The following is an 18,718-nucleotide window of genomic DNA, read 5'->3' on the forward strand; positions in this document are numbered from 1 at the left end:
TAGAATCGCGCCCTCATGAGCCCTGTTCCAGACCCCGGCGAGGCCGCGCCCGCGCCGCGCTTCTTCGCCCTGATTCCGTGTGCCGGCAGCGGCAGCCGCGCCCTGGCGCCAGGCGCCGTGTTGCCCAAGCAATACCAGGCGATTGCCGGCCAGCCCATGGTCATGCACACGCTGGCCGCGTTCGCCGGCGTGGGGCGCATCAGCGACGTGCTGGTCGTGGTGGCGCATGGCGACGATTTCTTCGAACACCACAGCGCGCCCTGCGTGGTGCGCGACAACGGCGGCGCCACGCGTGCGCAAAGCGTGCGCAACGGCCTGCACGACCTCTTCGAGCAGGGCGCGCGCGGGCACGACTGGGTGCTCGTGCACGACGCAGCGCGTTGCCTGATCACCCCCGGACAGATCGACGCGCTCATCGATGCCTGCGCGGGCGACGCGGTCGGCGGGCTGCTGGCGCACAAGCTGCCCGACACGTTGAAGCAGGAGGGCGCGCAGCCCGGCCGTGTGGCCGCCACCTTGCCACGTGCGGACAAGTGGCTGGCGCAAACGCCGCAGATGTTCCGCATCGACCTGCTGAGCCGGGCGCTGGACGCGGCACTGGCCGGCGACGCCGCCCAGGTCACGGACGAGGCCAGCGCCATCGAGGCCCAGGGCCTGGCACCGCTGCTGGTGCCGGGCAGCGCGCTCAATTTCAAGGTCACGTACCCGGAGGACTTCGCACTGGCGGAGCAGGTGCTGCGCGGCCGGCAGGAAGGAACGCCATGAAGATCCGCATCGGCGAAGGCTGGGACGTGCATGCGCTCGTGCCGGGCCGCCAACTCGTCATCGGCGGCGTGACGATCCCGCACCCCATGGGGCTGCTGGGCCATTCCGACGCTGACGTGCTGTTGCACGCGATCACCGACGCGCTGCTGGGCGCAGCCGCCCTGGGCGACATCGGCACGCATTTCTCCGACACCGACCCGCAGTTCTCGGGTGCCGATTCCATGGTGCTGCTGGCCGAGGCCGCGCGCCGCGTGGCGGCCAAGGGCTGGCGCATCGGGAACATCGACAGCACGGTGATCGCCCAGGCGCCCAAGCTGATGCCGCACATCCCGGCCATGCGCGCGGGCATCGCGCAGGCGTTGGGGCTGGAGCTCGACCAGATCAATATCAAGGCCAAGACAGCCGAGAAGCTCGGGCCCGTGGGCCAGGGCCAGAGCATCGAGGCTCGGGCGGCCGTGCTCCTGCAAGGCGCCTGAAGCTCAGCGCACCACGCGGTGCAGCTTGATGTGCGCGGCCAGCCCGCCTGAGCGCGTGTTGGTGAGCTGGAACACCCCGCCCATGCGCTGCACCGCGGTGTCGACGATGGACAACCCCAGGCCGGCGCCGGTGGCCTCGGTGCGCGCGGTGTCGCCGCGGAAGAAGGGCTTGGCCAGGTCGGCCAGCTGCGATTCGCTGACGCCGGGGCCGCGGTCGCGCACCTTCAGCAGTACCCACTCGTCGCGTGACTTGGCGGCGATGTCGATGTCGGCGACGCCGGTGCCGGGCGTCTTGCCATAGCGGCGCGCGTTCTCCAGCAGGTTGGAGATCACGCGTGCCAGCTCCGTCGCGTCGGCCATGACGACCAGCGGCTCGGAGATGCTGATCGTGATGCGGATGTCCTCGTGGTCGCGCACGGCGTAGCGGCAGGCCTCCACGACCTGGTTCAGCGACACGGGCTTGAGGTCGATGTGTTCCGGGCGGGCGTAGTCGAGGAACTTGTCGATGATCTTGTCCAGCTGCTCGATGTCGGCCACCATGTGCTGGCGTGCATCGAGGTCGCTGACGCTCATCTCGGTCTCCAGCCGCAGCCGCGCCAGCGGCGTGCGCAGGTCGTGCGAGATGCCGGCCAGCATCACCACGCGGTCGTTCTCGATCTTGGCCAGCCGCTGGGCCATGCGGTTGAACCCGATGTTGACTTCGCGGATCTCGCCCGTCACGCCGCCCTCGTCGAGCTGCCCTGCGTCGAAGTCACCCTCGCGCACGCGGCTGGTGGCGATCAGCAGGCGCTTGAGCGGCCGGTTGATGAGGCCGGCGATCAGCGCCGCACCGGCCAGCGAAATGGCTCCCGTAGTCAGCAGCCAGACCAGCCAGGTCTTGCCACCGGCGCTGCTGAAACGTTCGGCATCGATCTGCAGCCAGTTGGGGTCCCCGTTGATCGTGAAGCCGACCCACAGGCCAGCCTCGCCATTGACCGCCTGGGCGACCAGCGTGCCGGGGCCGAGCCGCGTCGCCAGCTCGGTCACGATGCGCCGGTTCAGCGCATCGTCGTCCAGCGGCTGGTAGCTGTCCTTGGGCTCACGCGGCGTGATGCGCACCCGTTCCTGCTCGGCCATCGCCTTGAGCAGGGACACTCGGGCGATGGGGTCGGCGTATTGCAGGGCCGCGCGCGACAGGTTGACCAGCGCGGCGATCTGCTGCGCGGTCTGCACGGCACGCGGTTCGAACTCCAGCGCACGCATGGTCTGCAACCAGGCCAGCATGCTGCCCAGCAGCAGCACGGCCAGAAGGATGAAGGTGCGCCAGAACAGGCTGACGGCGAGCAACGAGCGCGCCAGGCTTCGCTTGGGGGGGAGCAGCTCCAGCGGGGCCGGGCTGGTGGCGTCCGAAGGGTCGTCTGCGGGCCGGAAGTGGCTGGGCACGACCGCGCGTCAGTTCGCGCCGTCCGGCACGAACACGTAGCCCACGCCCCAGACCGTCTGGATGTAGCGCGGCGCTGTGGCGTCATGCTCCACGAGCTTGCGCAGGCGCGAGACCTGCACGTCCAGGCTGCGGTCGAAAGGCTCGAACTCCCGGCCGCGCGCGAGCAGCGCGAGCTTCTCGCGCGACAGCGGCTGGCGCGGGTGGCGCACGAGCGCCTTGAGCATGGCGAACTCGCCGGTGGTCAGCGGCAGCTCTTCGCCGTTCTTGCGCAGCGTGCGTGCGCCCATGTCGAACGCGAATGGACCGAAGGACGAGACTTCGTTGTCGGTGGAAGGTGCGCCGGGCGCCTCCTTCACCGGGCGGCGGCGCAGCACGGCGTGGATGCGGGCCAGCAACTCGCGTGGGTTGAAGGGCTTGCCCAGATAGTCGTCGGCACCCACTTCCAGGCCGACGATGCGGTCGATGTCCTCGCCCTTGGCCGTCAGCATGATGATGGGCGTGCGGTCGTTGGCAGCGCGCAGGCGGCGGCAGATCGACAGGCCGTCTTCGCCGGGCATCATGAGATCCAGCACGATCAGGTCGGCGGTCTCGCGCAGCATGATGCGGCTGAGCGCCTTGCCGTCTTCCGCAAGAATGACTTCGAAGCCCTCTTGCACCAGGTAGCGCCGCAGCAGGTCACGTATGCGAGAGTCGTCATCCACGACCAAAATCTTGTCAGGGCGGGAAGAGGTCTGGGTCATAGCGGCACGCGGGAATTTGTAACAGCGGGGATTTTGCAACGCACCCCAGCGGTTTTTGGAGAAAACCCCTGGCTCGGACACACTGTTACAAGTGAAGCCCGATTGTTTACGTCTCGGAGGTTTGTGTTGTTCACCATCGACTGTGTACCGGAATTGCCGGTCTGTTGTTCATTCATAAAGGTTGATCCCAATGCTCATGTCGCGCCTGTCCAAGACCCTCTTGCTGCCCGTCGGCGCTGCCGTGCTGCTGGCCGGCCCGCTGCAGGCCCAGACGCTCCCCGTGCCGCAGAACGTGGTGCAGCTCAGCGCGTCAGGCTCGGTCGAAGTGCCGCAGGACTTCCTCACGCTGGTGCTCAGCACGACGCGGGAGGCCGCGGATGCGGGAGCGGTGCAGACGCAGCTTAAGAGTGCCATTGATGCAGCGCTGGCCGAGGCGCGCAAGTCGGCCCAGCCGGGCCAGATGGATGTGCGCAGCGGCGCGTTCAGCCTGTACCCGCGCTACACCAAGGAAGGCAAGATCAGCACCTGGCAGGGCACGGCCGAGATCGTGCTGGAGGGCCGTGACTTCGGTCGCATCAGCACGACAGCCGGCCGGGTGCCCGCTTTGACGGTGAGCCAGGTCGACTTCAGCCTCAGCCGCGAACAGCGCACGCGCGTGGAGGCCCAGGCCCAGACCATGGCCATTGACAAGTTCAAGGCCAAGGCGGGCGAGATCGCACGCGCGTTCGGCTTTGCCGATTACAGCCTGCGCGAGGTCTCCGTCAACGCCGATGACGCCAATCCGCCGCGCCCGCGGATCATGGCCATGCAGGCCAAATCGGCATCGGCCGACATGGCAGGCGTGCCGGTGGAAGCGGGCAAGAGCACGGTGCAGGTCACGGTGTCCGGCGCTGTGCAGCTGAAGTAGGCGGCAGCAGCGGCGCGCCGCTGCAGCACCAATGGCCGTGGGCCTGCGCGGCCTATGGCGCATATACGCCAGTTCATGCCGCGTATCCCTTAGGATGGTCTGCACCGCGCCCGACCTTTCCACTGATACGCACCATGACAGATCCGGTCCTGCACCACGTCGTATGTCCCGGCCCCGCTGCCGCCGATGCAGGCGAGGGCGTGGCGCCCGCCGGGCACCGCATGGCTTATTGGCAGTGGGGCGATCCACGCCATCCGCATGTGCTGGTCTGCGTGCACGGCCTGTCGCGCCAGGGCCGTGACTTCGACACGCTGGCACGTGCGTTGGCGCCGCACATGCGCGTGGTCTGCCCCGACGTGGTCGGCCGTGGCCGCAGCGATTGGCTGGCAGATGCTCTCGGCTACCAGTTCCCGACCTATGTGGCCGACATGCTGGCCCTGCTGGCGCAACTGCAGGTCCAGGCGCCGATACAGGCCCTGGATTGGGTAGGCACCAGCATGGGCGGCCTGATCGGCATGATGGTCGCGGGGCATCCGGGCCTGCCACTGCCCGCGCCGGTGTGCCGGCTGGTGCTCAACGATGTCGGCCCGGTCGTGCAGTGGGAGGCGCTGCAACGCATCGGGACGTATTTGGGGCGCAGTGGGCGCTTCAGCTCGCTGCAGGAGGCGGCCGACGCGATGTGGGCTGTGTCCACGGGCTTTGGCCCGCACACGGCCGAGCAGTGGCTGGACTTGTCGCGGCACATGGTGCGGCCGGTGGCACCTGGAAATGCAAGCGGCGCGCTCGAACTGCACTACGACCCGCGCATCGCCGTGCCGCTCGGTGGACTCACGCAGGAAGCGGCCACGCAGGGTGAAGCCACGCTGTGGCAGCTCTACGACCAGATCCAGGCCCGCACCCTGCTGCTGCGGGGGGCTGATTCCGACCTGCTGTCCACGGCGACGGCTGCCGCCATGGTGCAGCGCGGCCCGCGGGCGCGGCTGGTCGAGTTTGCGGGTGTGGGCCATGCGCCGACGCTGGTCGCCGACGACCAGTTGCAGGCGGTGCGGGAGTTTCTGCACGATGCATGAGGCAAGGGAGCCGACATGAAAGTCTCCACGCTCCAGCCCCAGGTGGCGGAGCCGGTCAACGATCTCATCGCTGCCAGCGAACGTGGCCTGACGGACCAGGTCCATGCGCTGGCCCGTGCGCGGGCCTTCGCCGAACCGCTGATCGCCGAGGAAACGCTGGATTCCGGCGAGAACACGCTGGACCATGCGGACGCGGTCGCGTCGATCCTGCGCTCGGTGGGCGGCTCCGAGGCCATGCAGGCTGCCAGCTATCTGGTCCATGCCTGCGTGCACTTGAACCGGCCGCACGAGGTCATTGCCAAGGCCTTCGGTGAGAACTTCGCGGCGCTGGCGGTCGAGACCACGCAGCTGATGCGCGTGCAACGGCTGTCGCGCGGCGCACAGTCGTCGGCGCATCTGGTCGACGACCCGGCGGTGCAGACCGAGAACGTGCGCAAGATGCTGCTCGCCTTCTCGCGCGACCTGCGTGTGGTCATGCTGCGCCTGGCATCACGCCTGCAGACGCTGCGCTGGTGCGCGGCCAGCCGTACCGAGGTCAGCGAGCAGTTGGCTCGCGAGTCGCTGCAGGTGTTTGCACCGCTGGCCAACCGGCTCGGCATCTGGCAGATCAAATGGGAGATGGAAGACCTGTCCTTCCGCTTCCTGGAGCCTGCGACCTACAAGCAGGTCGCCAAACTGCTCGACGAGAAACGCATCGAGCGCGAAGCCGGCATCGAGCATTTGCGCGCTTCGCTGCAAAGCGAGCTGCGGGCCCAGGGTATCAATGCCACCGTGCAGGGGCGGCCCAAGCACATCTACAGCATCGTCAAGAAGATGCGCGGCAAGTCGCTGGACTTCGATCGCGTGTTCGACGTGCGTGCGCTGCGCGTGGTGGTGCCGACCGTACCCGAGTGCTACGCGGTATTGGGCTGGGTGCACGAGCGTTTCATCCCCGTGCCCGACGAGTTCGACGACTACATCGCCAAACCAAAGGGCAACGGCTACCAGTCGCTGCACACGGTGGTGCGCACGCGGCAGGAGGGCAGCGCGGGGCTGCCGATCGAGATCCAGATCCGCACGCAGGCCATGCATGACCATGCCGAGCACGGTGTGGCGGCGCACTGGGCCTACAAGGAGGCAGGCGCCAAGGGCTATGCCGGGGTGTCGGCCAGCGGAGCCTACGACGCCAAGATCGCCGTGCTGCGCCAGTTGCTGGCCTGGGAGCGCGATCTGTCGGGCGAGTTGCGCCCGCAAGGCCTGTCCGAGGACGGCCGTGTCGACCTGCTGACCGACCGTATCTACGTGTTGACGCCGGACGCTGCCGTGGTCGAGTTGCCTGCGGGCGCCACGCCAGTGGATTTCGCCTATTCGCTGCACACCAGCCTGGGCCACCGCTGCCGCGGTGCGCGCGTGGACGGCGTGATGGTGCCGCTCAACACGCCGCTGCAGAATGGGCAGACAGTGGAGATCACGGCGGCGAAAGAGGGTGGGCCGTCGCGTGACTGGCTCAATGCCGATCTGGGCTATCTCGCGAGTCACCGGGCCCGCGCCAAGGCCAGGGCCTGGTTCAACGCAGCAGCTGTGCATACCACCGTGGCGCGCGGGCGCGAGGCGGTCGAGAAGCTGTTGCAGCGCGAGGGCAAGACGGCGATCAGGTTGGAGGATCTGGCGTCGCAGCTGGGCTTCAAGTCGGCCGACGCGCTGTTCGAGGTTGTGGGCAAGGAGGAGTTCTCGCTGCGCACCATCGAGACTCTGCTGCGCCCGGCCGCGCCAGCGCCCTCGCAGAACGACGCGCCGCTGCTCAGGAAGTCGCGCGGGACCGACAAGGGTGGCGTGCTCGTAGTGGGCATCGACTCGCTGATGACGCAAATGGCGAAGTGCTGCAAGCCCGCACCAGGGGACCGCATCGTCGGCTTCGTCACACGCGGCAAGGGCGTGAGCATCCACCGCGCCGACTGCAGCAACCTGCGCGAGATGGCGGCGCGCAACGGCGAGCGCGTGATCGAGGTGGAGTGGGGGGCCGAGAGCAGGGGGGGTGGGTCGGTCTATCCGGTGGATGTCGCTGTCGAGGCGGCCGACCGGCAGGGCCTGTTGCGCGACATCTCCGAAGTCTTCACCAAGGAGCGCATGAACGTGACCGGCGTACAGACGCAATCGGTCAAGGGCACGGCCTGGATGACCTTCACCGTGGAGATCGCCGATTCCGCGCGCCTGGCCCGCGTGCTGGGCATCGTGGCCGAAGTGCCCGGTGTGCGTTCTGCGCGCCGCCGCTAATTGCGGCTTGAAAAGCTGACAAGATGAAAAAACTGTGGCTATAATCACGGTCTTTCGACAGGCGCGTAGCTCAGCTGGTTAGAGCACCACCTTGACATGGTGGGGGTCGTTGGTTCGAGTCCAATCGCGCCTACCATCGCTCGTTTCTCTGGTACCAGGGAGAAACATCACACAGCGATGGATTCATCTCCGTAAGCACCGGAAACAATCCTCAGGGTTATCCTTGGGCGGCCATCTGCTGACGGCTCTCTAGAATCTGCTGCAGCGCAGCGAAGCTGTACACATACCCCCGAAGGATCGCAGTGCAGACCAAGAAGCCCAGTGCCGAAAAACCGGCACAGCGCGTCATCAAGAAATACCCGAATCGGCGCCTCTATGACACGGACACTTCGACGTACATCACGTTGGCCGAAGTCAAGAAGCTGGTGATGGGCAGCCAGGCGCTTGTCGTACGCGATGCGAAGACGGGTGACGATCTGACGCGTTCCATCCTGCTGCAGATCATTCTGGAGGAAGAGGCCGGTGGCGCGCCCTTGTTTACGGAGCAGGCACTGGCCAACATCATCCGCTTCTACGGCAACACCATGCAAAGCTTCATCGGGCCCTACCTCGAGAAGAATATGCAGGCGTTCGTGGACATGCAGACCAAGCTCACCGAGCAGTCCAAAGGCATGTCGCCCGAGCTGTGGGCGCAGTTCCTAACCATGCAGTCGCCCATGATGCAGGGCATGATGGGCAGCTACGTAGAGCAATCCAAAAACGTCTTCGTGCAGATGCAGGAACAGATGCAGAAGCAGACCGAGCACCTGCTGGGCACCATAGGCGGCAAGCGCTGAGGCCTGTTCTGGCCATCACGGCGACAATAGCGCGATGACTGTTGTCGATCCCCCCACGAAAATTCCAAAGATCGGATTCGTCAGCCTTGGTTGTCCCAAGGCCTTGACCGACTCCGAACTGATCCTGACGCAATTGAGCGCCGAGGGTTACCAGACCGCCAAAACCTTCGAAGGCGCAGACCTGGTGATCGTCAACACTTGCGGCTTCATCGACGACGCCGTCAAGGAAAGCCTGGACACGATCGGCGAGGCGCTCGCAGACAATGGCCGCGTGATCGTGACCGGCTGCCTGGGTGCCAAAGCCGGGGCCGATGGCGGCAACCTGGTGCGGCAAATGCATCCCAGCGTGTTGGCGGTGACCGGCCCGCACGCAACGCAGGAGGTCATGGATGCGGTCCATGCCAACCTGCCTAAGCCGCACGACCCCTTCGTCGACCTGGTGCCGGCGCAAGGCATCAAGCTCACGCCCAAGCATTACGCCTACCTGAAGATCAGCGAGGGGTGCAACCACCGTTGTACGTTCTGCATCATCCCGTCCATGCGCGGCGACCTGGTGTCGCGGCCGATCGGCGATGTCCTGAACGAGGCGCGTGCCTTGTTCGAAGGAGGCGTCAAGGAGTTGCTGGTCATCAGCCAGGACACCTCGGCCTATGGTGTCGACGTCAAGTACCGCACGGGGTTCTGGAACGGCAAGCCGGTCCGTACGCGCATGCTGGAGCTGGTGCAGGCACTGGGCGATCTGGCTGAACCATTCGGCGCCTGGGTTCGGCTGCACTATGTGTACCCCTACCCCAGCGTGGACGAGATCATTCCGCTGATGGCCGCGGGCCGCGTGCTGCCGTATCTGGACGTACCGTTCCAGCACAGCCATCCGGATGTGCTGCGGCGCATGAAGAGGCCAGCCAGCGGAGAGAAGAATCTGGAGCGCTTGCAGCGCTGGCGCGAGGCGTGTCCGGAGCTGGTGATCCGCAGCACCTTCATCGCGGGTTTTCCGGGTGAGACCGAAAAAGAGTTTTCACACTTGCTCGACTTCGTGCGTGAGGCGCAGATCGACCGGGCGGGCTGCTTCGCCTACAGCCCTGTGGAGGGTGCGATCGCCAATGGCATCGCGCCGATGCTGCCAGCTGAACTGCGGGAAGAGCGGCGCGCGCGTTTCATGGAAGTCGCCGAGCAGGTGTCTGCCGCGCGCTTGCGCCGCCGCATCGGCGCGACCATGCAGGTTCTTGTGGATTCGGCACCGGCGCTCGGCCGCAAAGGTGGTGTCGGCCGCAGCTATGCGGACGCACCGGAGATCGACGGTAGCGTGCAGTTACTGCCGCCCGAGAAAATCAGCAAGACACTCAAGGTGGGTGAGTTCACGCGGGCCCGCATCGTGGGCGCGCAAGGTCACGATCTCGTGGCCGTGCCGGTGTGAGGATGGTGCGCGCACAAGCGCGTGCTGTCTGCGGCGCCTGCATTAACAAGCAGGCAACAAAAAAGCCGCTGATCTCTCAGCGGCCTGTTTGCCTATCTATCATTGGTGCCCAGGAAGGGACTCGAACCCCCACGATGTTACTCGCTAGTACCTGAAACTAGTGCGTCTACCAATTCCGCCACCTGGGCATTTCAGGAAAGAAAGCGATTCTATCATCAAAAATTCAATGCAAGCAACAAGTCTTCTTGAAGAGGTTGAAGGCACCGTTCAAGGCCATCGCGATGGCCATGGTTTCGTGCTCCGTGACGACGGCCAGTCGGACATCTATCTCCCCTCCAACGAGATGCGCGCCGTGCTGCACAAGGACCGCGTCAAAGCGCGTGTGGTGCGCCAGGACCGCAGGGGTAGGCCCGAGGGGCGGGTCGTGGAAATCATCGAGCGTCCGCCCCAGCCCATCATCGGCCGGCTATTGCAGGAAAGCGGTGTCTGGCTCGTCGCACCTGAAGACAAGCGCTATGGCCAGGACATCCTGATTCCCAAAGGCGCCACCGGTAGCGCGAAGAACGGCCAGGTCGTGGTGGTCGAGTTGACCGAGCCGCCTGCGCTGTATGGCCAGCCCGTGGGCCGTGTGAAGGAAGTGCTGGGCGAGGTGGACGACCCCGGCATGGAGATCGAGATCGCGGTGCGCAAGTACAGCGTGCCGCATCTGTTCTCCGACGCCTGCATCGCCCTCGCGCGCACCTTGCCCGACAAGGTACGGCCGCAGGACCGCAAGCACCGCGTCGACCTGACCGATGTGCCGCTGGTCACGATTGACGGTGAAGACGCACGTGACTTCGACGATGCCGTGTACTGCGAGCCGGCCAAGGTCGGCCGCGGCAATGGCTGGCGCCTGTTGGTCGCGATCGCCGATGTCAGCCACTACGTGGAGACCGGCTCGGCCATCGACGTTGACGCCTACGACCGCGCGACCAGCGTGTACTTTCCGCGGCGCGTGATCCCCATGCTGCCGGAGAAGCTGTCCAACGGCCTGTGCTCGCTCAATCCCGAGGTGGACCGGCTATGCATGGTCTGCGACATGCTGATCACGGGCAAGGGCGAGGTCCATGCCTACCAGTTTTACCCGGCAGTGATGTGGAGCCACGCCCGCTTCACCTACACCGAGGTGGCCGCCATCCTGGGCAACACCCGCGGCCCCGAAGCCATGCGCCGCAAGGACCGCGTGCCGGACCTGCTGCACCTGGCCGAGGTCTACCGCGCCCTGCTGGGGTCGCGCGAGAAGCGTGGTGCCGTGGACTTCGAGACGGTGGAGACGCAGATCGTGTGCGACGAGAACGGCCGCATCGAGAAGATCGTGCCGCGTGTGCGCAACGAAGCCCACCGCCTGATCGAGGAAGCCATGCTGGCGGCGAATGTTTGCAGCGCCGACTTCATCGCGCAGAACAAGCGCCCAGGCCTGTACCGCGTGCACGAAGGCCCCACGCCCGAGAAGAAGGACACGCTGCGCAACTACCTCAAGGCCATCGGCGCCGGCATCAGCATCACCGACGATCCGGAGCCCGCGGAATTCCAGGCGATCGCCAAGGCCACCAAGGACCGGCCGGATGCGCAGCAGATCCACACCATGCTGCTGCGCTCCATGCAGCAGGCGATCTACACGCCGACCAACAGCGGCCACTTCGGCCTGGCCTATGAGGCTTACACGCACTTCACGAGCCCGATCCGGCGCTATCCGGATCTGCTGGTGCACCGTGTCATCAAGTCGATCCTGCAACGCAGCAAGTACCAGTTGCCGGCCCTGCCCACGCCAGGCGAGGCGCACGCGAAACTGGCCAAGCGCCTGCAGAAGAACCAGACATCACGCCTGGACGGGCGCGTCGGCGAGCCGGAACACAAGCCGCGCAAAGTCAGCGCCGAAACCCTGGCCTGGGAGGCTGCGGGCCTGCATTGCAGCGCCAACGAGCGCCGGGCGGACGAGGCCAGCCGCGATGTCGAGGCCTGGCTCAAGTGCAAGTACATGCGTGAGCACCTGGGCGAGGAGTATGGCGGTGTCGTCACGGCCGCGACCACGTTCGGTATCTTTGTGACGCTGGACGCGATGTACGTCGAAGGGCTGGTGCACATCACGGAGTTGGGGGGCGAGTACTTCAAGTTCGACGAGGCGCGGCAGGAACTGCGCGGCGAGCGCACCGGCATCCGCTATGCCGTCGGCACGCGCGTCCGTGTGCAGGTCAGCCGCGTGGACCTGGATGGGCGCAAGATCGACTTCCGCTTGATCCGCGACGGCGAGGAACTGGTCACCAGGACCATGAAGGACAAGGGGATGCCGCGCGATACTGCGGAGCCCGGCGGGCGCGGTGAAGGCGGTCGCATGTCAGGCCGAAGGTCGGGCCAGCAGGCGCGCGAACATCAGGGCAGCGCCTTGACGCAGACCTTGAAGAGCGCGGGCAAGAAAGCTGCGGCGCAGAAGAAGGGTCGCAATCGGCGCTGAGGCTGCAAGCGCTCACCACCACATCAATCGAAACAGGAGATCAGACATGGCAACGAACGGAAAAGTGGCGATCGTGACGGGCGCCGGCACGGGCATCGGCAAGGCTGCAGCCATGGCGCTGTTGGCGGCAGGCTACCGGGTGGCGCTCGCGGGCCGTCGTCGCGAGCCGCTGGAAGAGGTGCGGGGTGCCTCGGGGGCTGGCGACAACGCCCTGGTCGTGCCGACGGACGTGGCCAAGCCGGACTCGGTGCGTGCCCTGTTCGACGCCACGGTCGAGGCCTTCGGCCGCGTCGATGTGCTGTTCAACAATGCGGGCGTCAATGCGCCCGGCATTCCGCTGGAGGACCTCACCCTGGAGCAGTGGCAGAACGTCGTCGACATCAATTTGACCGGCATGTTCCTGTGCACGCAGCAAGCCTTCCGCGTCATGAAGTCGCAGACGCCGCGCGGTGGCCGCATCATCAACAACGGTTCGATCTCGGCCACGACACCGCGCCCCAACTCGATCGCCTACACGTCGACCAAGCATGCTGTCGAGGGCATGACCAAGACTGCGTCGCTGGATGGGCGCAAGTACGACATCGCGGTCGGCCAGATCGATGTCGGCAATGCCGCGACCGAGATGGCGATGCGCATGGCCAAGGGGGTGCCGCAGGCCAATGGTGAGATCGCGGTGGAGCCGCTCATGGACGTGGCGATCGTCGGGCAGTCCGTGCTGTACATGGCCAATCTGCCGCTGGAGGCCAACGTGATGTTCCACACCGTGATGGCCACCAAGATGCCGTTCGCCGGCCGCGGCTGATCAGCCGGCTGCGCGCGCCAGCGCCGAGGCCGTCAAGACCTGTTGCGCGGGCCAGCGGTCTGCGGCCGCACCGTGCTGGAACACCGCACCGCAGGCTGCATCCTGCGGGCAAGCGCCAGCGGCCCAATATGCGGCCACCATGCCGGCCAGGACGTCGCCCGTCCCAGCCGTGGCGAGCCGCGCATTGCCGGTTGGAGTGATGCGTGGCGCCTGCCCAGGCGCTGCGACCACGGTGCCGGAGCCCTTCAGCACGACCACGGCGCCGAAGCGGTCGGCCAGTTGCTGTGCAGCAGCGAGGCGGTCAGCCTGCACCAGCGCAGTGGTCGTGCCAAGCAGCCGGGCGGCTTCGAGGGGATGGGGTGTCATCACGGTCGACGGGCCGCGCGCGTTGCGGGCGATCAGTTGCGCTTGCAGGCCGGCAGCCAGCGCCACGGCGTTCAGTGCGTCGGCATCCAGCACCAGTTGCGCCGCTTGCGCCAACGCCCGCGGCAGCACGGCAGCGATGTGCGTGCCGCCGCCGCAGCCGCAGACGAGGGCCAATTGGCGCAGATCCAGCGTCTCCGGCTCGCGCCACATGAGTTCGGGCCATTGCGCCGATTCACCGTGGGATGCCCCGCCCAACGGCGCGACATAGACGCGCCCTGCGCCGGCATGCAGCGCGGCTGCTGCGGCCAACACAGCTGCACCTCGCATGCCCGGTGCACCACCGATCACGGCGACATCGCCGTAACTGCCTTTGTGGCTGGCATGGGCACGCGCGGCCTGCGGAGGTGGCCCGGCGAGCCAGGCGCTGGCGGGTGTGACCTGCGCGCAGGCGCCCAGATCGTCGAACCACACCTTGCCCGCGAGATCGCGGCCATGGCCAGTGAACAGGCCAGGCTTGAGCGTCAGCAGGCTCAGCGTGTGGTCGGCGCGGACCGCGTGCCCATGGCGCGCACCGGTGTCGGCGTGCAGGCCCGTGGGCAGGTCGACGGCGAGCACGCGCGTGCCGCAGCGGCCGATGGCATCGATACAGTCCGCCATGGGCCCTTCGGCGGGGCGGCCGCCCAGGCCCAGCAGGGCATCGACGCACAGATCCTGCGGCCCCAACGCGCTGGGTGACGCGCTGCTGAATGCCACCCCGGCCGACCTGGCGCGTTGCAACGATGCGGCGGCGTCTGCCGGCAGATGTGCTGCATCGCCCAGCCACTGCACGACGGGTCGCCGTCCCCACTGCTGCAGGTGCGAGGCCGCCTCGAGCCCGTCGCCGCCGTTGTTGCCGGGGCCACAGGCGATCCAGACCGTGCGCGCGTGTGGCGCCAGCGCCAGTGCAAGCTGCGCCACCGCCAGTCCCGCACGTTGCATCAGCACATGCGGACCCGCTTCGGCGATGGCGTTGGCTTCCTGCTGTCGTGTCGCCGCCGTGTCGTGCAGGGGCCAGGCACGGTCTGGGGTGATGATCTGCATGCCGGCATTGTGCGTGCCGACCGCGCAGGATCACGACCGCAGGCGCGCGATGCCCAGGCCTTCGGAATCGATGTCTGGCGTGCGCCCCGCGATCTGGTCCGCGAGGACGCGGGCACTGCCGCAGCTCAGGGCCCAGCCGCTGGAGCCGTGGCCGACATTCAGCCAGACGCCGGGCACGCCGCTCGCCCCCAGTAGCGGCGGCCCGTCGGGCAGCATGGGGCGCGCGCCTTTCCAGGCCTGCACGCCGCTGGCCAGCTGCGCTGCGCCGGGGAACCAGTCGTGCAGCACTTTGTACAGCGTCTGGATGGACGCTTCGCGCTGGCGCCCAGGAGGCCCGCCCAGTTCGGCGCTGCCCGCCACGCGCACACGCTGGCCCAGGTGCGAGATCGCCACCTTGTAGCGTTCGTCCATGACGGCACTGCGTGGAGCGTTCAGCGGCTCGCGGATTGCGGCCGTGATCGAGTAACCGTGGACCGCCGCCATGGGAAGCGCCACACCCAGCGGCCGCAGCAGCCGGGACGATGCCACGCCTGCGCAGCACACCAGCGCGTCGAAGGCGTGCATCTCACCCGAACCCGCAAGCCGCAATTGGACCAGCGGCCCCGGCTGGATGGCATCGACGGCCGTGTTGAACAGGAAGACGACGCCCAGGCGCTGTGCCTCGCTCTTGAGCAGCATGCTGAACTGACGGCAGTTGCCCACCTCGTCGTCGGGCAGGTGGATTGCGCCATGGAAGTGCATATCGGGACTGAGGGCCGGCTCCACACGGCGCGTGGCCTGCGCATCCAGCCGCTCGAAGCGCACGCCCGCGTCGCGCAGCACCTGCAGCCCGGGCTCGACCAGCGCCGCGTCCTGATCTGAGCGCAGCAGCACGGTGTAGCCGTCGCTGCGGTCATAGGCCAGGCCCAGCTCATGCGTGAGCTTGTGCAACTGGTCGCGGCTGTAGAACGCCAGTCGCTGCATGCGGGCGCGGTTGGCCAGATAGACCTCCAGCTTGCAGGCCTTGAGCCAGCGCCACATCCAGGCCAGTTCATGCGGCCGCAACGGCAGGCCAATCTTGATCGGTGCATGGCGGCGCAGAAGGTAGCGCGCGACCTTGCCCGGCATTCCGGGGGCGGCCCATGGTGTCACGTAGCCCGGTGCGACGACTCCGGCGTTGGCAAAGCTGGTCTCCGCGGCGGCCGTGCTGTGGCGCTCGAACACCGTGACCTGGTGACCTTCCGCAGCCAGGGCATAGGCGGTGGTGATGCCGACGATGCCGGCGCCAACGATGGCAATGTTCATGGCTGGTGCGGGGAAGGGGCCAGTATTGGCCGGTGTGCTAGACTCGTCGGGTTTTGCTGATGGCCCCAGCTGTTGGGCTCATTCATCAAAACAATCGCAAACCAGCCCAACAAGGTGTTGCGCCGCTCTTGATTCACTCAACGAGCCGGCGCAAAACGGGCTGGATTTTAGACCCAACCTTCGGAGTTACCCCATGTCCGTCACCATGCGCGAAATGCTGGAAGCCGGTGTCCATTTCGGCCACCAAACCCGCTTCTGGAACCCCAAGATGGCCCCGTTCATCTTCGGCCATCGCAACAAGATCCACATCATCAACCTGGAAAAGTCGCTGCCGATGTTCCAGGCGGCTGCCAAGTTCGTGAGCCAGTTGACCGCCAACCGCGGCACCGTGCTGATGGTCGGCACCAAGCGTCAAGCGCGCGAAATCCTCGCTGGCGAAGCCCGCCGTGCCGGCGTGCCTTTCGTCGACCAGCGCTGGCTCGGCGGCATGCTGACCAACTTCAAGACGGTCAAGACCTCGATCAAGCGCCTGAAGGACATGAAGGCCCAGCAGGAAGCCGGGCTGGACAACATGAGCAAGAAGGAGCAGCTCATGTTCGCCCGGGAGATGGCCAAGCTGGAGAAGGACATCGGCGGCATCCAGGACATGGGTGCGCTGCCTGACGCAATCTTCGTGATCGACGTGGGCTTCCACAAGATCGCCATCGCCGAAGCCCGCAAGCTGGGCATCCCGCTGATCGGCGTCGTGGACTCCAACCACTCGCCCGAAGGCATCGACTATGTGATCCCTGGCAACGACGACTCGGCCAAGGCTGTGACGCTGTATGCGCGCGGCATCGCCGACGCCATCATCGAAGGCCGTAACAACGCCGGCAACGACGTGGTCAAGGCAGTGGCTGCCGAGAGCGGCGACGAATTCGTCGAAGTGAACGAGGCCGCGGCCTGATCGACTCCCGAGAACGCGCTCCGGCGCGATGAAAGAGGGGCTGCACGGCCCCTTTTCTCTTTCCAGTTTGTTTGTTGTTGAATCCCGAGACGGAGAATTGAAGATGGCTGCTATCACCGCAAGCATGGTTGCTGAACTGCGCGGCAAGACCGACGCACCGATGATGGAATGCAAGAAGGCGCTGACCGAAGCCGGTGGCGACATGGCCAAGGCAGAAGAGCTGCTTCGCGTGAAGCTGGGCAGCAAGGCTGGCAAGGCCGCCTCGCGCGTCACGGCCGAGGGCGTCGTCGTCAGCGCCGTGAACGGCACGGCCGGCGCGCTGCTGGAAGTCAACTGCGAAACCGACTTCGTGACCAAGAACGACAGCTTCCTGGCATTGGCTCAAGGCGCCGTCGATTTGATCGTGCAGCACAACCCCGCCGACATCGAGGCGCTGGGCGCGCTGGCCTACAGCCAGGACGGCTTCGGCCCCACGCTGGAAGATGTGCGCAAGGGCCTGATCGGCAAGATCGGCGAGAACATGAGCTTCCGCCGCTTCAAGCGCTACGCGGACGGCGGCAAGCTGGCTGGCTACCTGCACGGCACGCGCATCGGGGTACTGGTCGAGTACGAAGGCAGCGAGACGGCAGCCAAGGACGTCGCCATGCACGTGGCTGCGATGAAGCCCGTCGCGCTGACCAGCGCCGACGTGCCGGCCGAGCTGGTGCAGAAGGAACGTTCGGTCGCAGCGGCCAAGGCCGAGGAAGACAAGAGGATCGCCGAGGCCGCCGGCAAGCCCGTGCAGTCCGACGAGATCGTCGCCAAGCGCATCGAAGGCGGCGTGCAGAAGTACCTGAAGGAAGTCTCGCTGTACAACCAGTCCTTCGTGAAGAACGACAAGCAGACCGTCGAGCAGATGCTCAAGGCCGCCGACACCCAGGTCAAGTCGTTCACGCTTTATGTGGTGGGCGAGGGCATCGAGAAGAAGGTCGACGATTTCGCGGCCGAAGTGGCGGCCCAGGTCGCGGCCGCCAAGGGCGCCGCCTGAGGCCCGGTGCCTGCCGGCAGCGCGATCCGCGCATCCTGTCGGTGGGCCTTGCTAACATTCCACACCACCGCATCACCATAAGGGAAGTTCATGTCCGCTGCCATACCGGCCCATAAGCGCATCTTGCTGAAGCTGTCGGGCGAGGCGCTGATGGGGGACGACCAGTTCGGCATCAACCGCGACACCATCGTCCGCATGGTCGAGGAGGTTGCCGAGATCACCCGCATGGGTGTCGAGGTGGCTGTGGTGATCGGTGGCGGCAACATCTTCCGCGGCGTCGCCGGCGGAGCGGTCGGCATGGACCGAGCAACCGCCGACTACATGGGCATGCTGGCCACGGTCATGAACGCTCTGGCGCTGGCCGACACGATGAACAAGGCCGGCCTCGTGGCCCGTGTGATGTCCGCCATTGCCATCGACCAGGTGGTCGAGCCCTATGTGCGCCCCAAGGCGCTGCAATATCTGGAAGAAGGCAAGGTGGTGGTCTTCGCGGCCGGCACCGGCAACCCGTTCTTCACGACCGACACGGCTGCGGCTTTGCGCGGCGCGGAGATCGGCGCTGCGCTTGTGCTGAAGGCAACCAAGGTTGATGGCGTGTACACGGCCGACCCGAAGAAGGACCCGACCGCCACGCGCTACACCCGCCTGTCGTTCGACGAAGCCATCGCGAAGAACCTGGGCATCATGGACGCGACCGCATTCGCGCTGTGCCGCGACCAGAAGCTGCCGATCAAGGTGTTTTCGATCTTCAAGCATGGCGCGCTCAAGCGCGTGGTGCTTGGCGAGGACGAAGGCACTCTGGTGTATGCCTGATCCTGCGGCCGCGTGCGCCTGATGG

General features: G+C 66.4%; 16 protein-coding genes and 2 tRNA genes. 13 read left to right on the forward strand and 5 right to left on the reverse strand.

Going from position 1 to position 18,718, the window contains the following annotated elements; genetic code table 11:
- The first annotated feature begins 15 nt into the window (after window positions 1-15).
- Entirely contained in the window at window positions 16-765 is a 750-nt protein-coding gene (ispD, locus tag ASF43_RS12680) for a 2-C-methyl-D-erythritol 4-phosphate cytidylyltransferase (RefSeq protein WP_056181329.1), read from the forward strand.
- Window positions 762-1,241, forward strand: coding sequence for a 2-C-methyl-D-erythritol 2,4-cyclodiphosphate synthase (gene ispF, locus ASF43_RS12685; RefSeq protein ID WP_056181332.1), 480 nt, complete (start codon window positions 762-764; stop codon window positions 1,239-1,241). The genes ispD and ispF overlap by 4 nt, the downstream gene beginning before the upstream one ends.
- A gap of 3 nt (window positions 1,242-1,244) precedes the next feature.
- Here the strand turns inward: ispF and ASF43_RS12690 are convergent, their stop codons facing one another.
- Complete coding sequence (locus ASF43_RS12690; protein ID WP_056181335.1) at window positions 1,245-2,663, reverse strand: sensor histidine kinase; 1,419 nt, start codon at window positions 2,661-2,663, stop codon at window positions 1,245-1,247.
- 9 nt (window positions 2,664-2,672) lie between these two features.
- On the reverse strand, window positions 2,673-3,404 hold the full coding sequence (gene ompR / locus ASF43_RS12695) for a two-component system response regulator OmpR (RefSeq protein ID WP_056181338.1): 732 nt from the start codon (window positions 3,402-3,404) through the stop codon (window positions 2,673-2,675).
- A gap of 196 nt (window positions 3,405-3,600) precedes the next feature.
- On the opposite strand from ompR, the gene ASF43_RS12700 reads away from it, so the two are divergent.
- The 6 genes from ASF43_RS12700 (at window position 3,601) to rimO (ending at window position 9,884) form a co-directional block, all read left to right on the forward strand.
- Window positions 3,601-4,311, forward strand: coding sequence for an SIMPL domain-containing protein (locus tag ASF43_RS12700; protein ID WP_056183352.1), 711 nt, complete (start codon window positions 3,601-3,603; stop codon window positions 4,309-4,311).
- 134 nt (window positions 4,312-4,445) lie between these two features.
- Window positions 4,446-5,381: an alpha/beta fold hydrolase gene (locus tag ASF43_RS12705; RefSeq protein WP_056181340.1), complete on the forward strand. Its 936-nt coding sequence runs from the start codon at window positions 4,446-4,448 to the stop codon at window positions 5,379-5,381.
- Between the two features lie 15 nt (window positions 5,382-5,396).
- The gene (locus ASF43_RS12710; RefSeq protein ID WP_056181343.1) at window positions 5,397-7,634 is read left to right on the forward strand and encodes a bifunctional (p)ppGpp synthetase/guanosine-3',5'-bis(diphosphate) 3'-pyrophosphohydrolase; all 2,238 of its coding nucleotides are present in this window, start codon (window positions 5,397-5,399) and stop codon (window positions 7,632-7,634) included.
- 59 nt (window positions 7,635-7,693) lie between these two features.
- A tRNA-Val gene (locus ASF43_RS12715) sits at window positions 7,694-7,770 on the forward strand.
- A 139-nt stretch (window positions 7,771-7,909) separates the two neighbouring features.
- Complete coding sequence (phaR, locus tag ASF43_RS12720) at window positions 7,910-8,470, forward strand: polyhydroxyalkanoate synthesis repressor PhaR (RefSeq protein WP_056181345.1); 561 nt, start codon at window positions 7,910-7,912, stop codon at window positions 8,468-8,470.
- Between the two features lie 34 nt (window positions 8,471-8,504).
- On the forward strand, window positions 8,505-9,884 hold the full coding sequence (rimO, locus tag ASF43_RS12725) for a 30S ribosomal protein S12 methylthiotransferase RimO (protein ID WP_056181350.1): 1,380 nt from the start codon (window positions 8,505-8,507) through the stop codon (window positions 9,882-9,884).
- A gap of 103 nt (window positions 9,885-9,987) precedes the next feature.
- On the opposite strand, the gene ASF43_RS12730 is transcribed toward rimO, so the two are convergent.
- Window positions 9,988-10,072 (reverse strand) — tRNA-Leu (locus ASF43_RS12730).
- A 38-nt stretch (window positions 10,073-10,110) separates the two neighbouring features.
- On the opposite strand from ASF43_RS12730, the gene rnr reads away from it, so the two are divergent.
- The gene (rnr, locus tag ASF43_RS12735) at window positions 10,111-12,375 is read left to right on the forward strand and encodes a ribonuclease R (RefSeq protein WP_056181352.1); all 2,265 of its coding nucleotides are present in this window, start codon (window positions 10,111-10,113) and stop codon (window positions 12,373-12,375) included.
- A gap of 46 nt (window positions 12,376-12,421) precedes the next feature.
- A complete protein-coding gene (locus tag ASF43_RS12740; RefSeq protein WP_056181355.1) occupies window positions 12,422-13,177 on the forward strand; it encodes an SDR family oxidoreductase in 756 nt (251 codons plus the stop codon).
- Here ASF43_RS12740 and ASF43_RS12745 read toward each other — a convergent pair whose 3' ends face one another.
- Both ASF43_RS12745 and ASF43_RS12750 read right to left on the reverse strand, forming a co-directional pair.
- Window positions 13,178-14,623 (reverse strand): bifunctional ADP-dependent NAD(P)H-hydrate dehydratase/NAD(P)H-hydrate epimerase, encoded by a 1,446-nt coding sequence (locus tag ASF43_RS12745; RefSeq protein ID WP_056181358.1) that lies wholly within the window; start codon window positions 14,621-14,623, stop codon window positions 13,178-13,180. It lies immediately after the preceding gene.
- A gap of 30 nt (window positions 14,624-14,653) precedes the next feature.
- Window positions 14,654-15,907 (reverse strand): D-amino acid dehydrogenase, encoded by a 1,254-nt coding sequence (locus ASF43_RS12750; protein ID WP_056181361.1) that lies wholly within the window; start codon window positions 15,905-15,907, stop codon window positions 14,654-14,656.
- Window positions 15,908-16,100: 193 nt separating this feature from the next.
- Here ASF43_RS12750 and rpsB point away from each other — a divergent pair, with 193 nt between their 5' ends.
- The 3 genes from rpsB (at window position 16,101) to pyrH (ending at window position 18,693) form a co-directional block, all read left to right on the forward strand.
- Entirely contained in the window at window positions 16,101-16,853 is a 753-nt protein-coding gene (gene rpsB, locus ASF43_RS12755) for a 30S ribosomal protein S2 (RefSeq protein WP_056181364.1), read from the forward strand.
- A gap of 103 nt (window positions 16,854-16,956) precedes the next feature.
- Entirely contained in the window at window positions 16,957-17,880 is a 924-nt protein-coding gene (tsf, locus tag ASF43_RS12760) for a translation elongation factor Ts (RefSeq protein WP_056183354.1), read from the forward strand.
- A gap of 90 nt (window positions 17,881-17,970) precedes the next feature.
- On the forward strand, window positions 17,971-18,693 hold the full coding sequence (pyrH, locus tag ASF43_RS12765; RefSeq protein ID WP_056181366.1) for a UMP kinase: 723 nt from the start codon (window positions 17,971-17,973) through the stop codon (window positions 18,691-18,693).
- Window positions 18,694-18,718: the final 25 nt, after the last annotated feature.

The sequence above is a fragment of the Pseudorhodoferax sp. Leaf267 genome (genome assembly GCF_001422405.1).
Classification (GTDB): Bacteria; Pseudomonadota; Gammaproteobacteria; order Burkholderiales; family Burkholderiaceae_C; genus Pseudorhodoferax.

Excerpts from the sequence above, each read along its gene's own strand:
- ispD (WP_056181329.1), top strand. The coding sequence starts at position 16 with ATGAGCCCTGTTCCAGACCCCGGCGAGGCCGCGCCCGCGCCGCGCTTC.
- ispF (WP_056181332.1), top strand. The coding sequence starts at position 762 with ATGAAGATCCGCATCGGCGAAGGCTGGGACGTGCATGCGCTCGTGCCG.
- ompR (WP_056181338.1), bottom strand. The coding sequence starts at position 3,404 with ATGACCCAGACCTCTTCCCGCCCTGACAAGATTTTGGTCGTGGATGAC.
- ASF43_RS12700 (WP_056183352.1), top strand. The coding sequence starts at position 3,601 with ATGTCGCGCCTGTCCAAGACCCTCTTGCTGCCCGTCGGCGCTGCCGTG.
- ASF43_RS12705 (WP_056181340.1), top strand. The coding sequence starts at position 4,446 with ATGACAGATCCGGTCCTGCACCACGTCGTATGTCCCGGCCCCGCTGCC.
- ASF43_RS12710 (WP_056181343.1), top strand. The coding sequence starts at position 5,397 with ATGAAAGTCTCCACGCTCCAGCCCCAGGTGGCGGAGCCGGTCAACGAT.
- rimO (WP_056181350.1), top strand. The coding sequence starts at position 8,505 with ATGACTGTTGTCGATCCCCCCACGAAAATTCCAAAGATCGGATTCGTC.
- rnr (WP_056181352.1), top strand. The coding sequence starts at position 10,111 with ATGCAAGCAACAAGTCTTCTTGAAGAGGTTGAAGGCACCGTTCAAGGC.
- ASF43_RS12740 (WP_056181355.1), top strand. The coding sequence starts at position 12,422 with ATGGCAACGAACGGAAAAGTGGCGATCGTGACGGGCGCCGGCACGGGC.
- ASF43_RS12745 (WP_056181358.1), bottom strand. The coding sequence starts at position 14,623 with ATGCAGATCATCACCCCAGACCGTGCCTGGCCCCTGCACGACACGGCG.
- ASF43_RS12750 (WP_056181361.1), bottom strand. The coding sequence starts at position 15,907 with ATGAACATTGCCATCGTTGGCGCCGGCATCGTCGGCATCACCACCGCC.
- rpsB (WP_056181364.1), top strand. The coding sequence starts at position 16,101 with ATGTCCGTCACCATGCGCGAAATGCTGGAAGCCGGTGTCCATTTCGGC.
- tsf (WP_056183354.1), top strand. The coding sequence starts at position 16,957 with ATGGCTGCTATCACCGCAAGCATGGTTGCTGAACTGCGCGGCAAGACC.
- pyrH (WP_056181366.1), top strand. The coding sequence starts at position 17,971 with ATGTCCGCTGCCATACCGGCCCATAAGCGCATCTTGCTGAAGCTGTCG.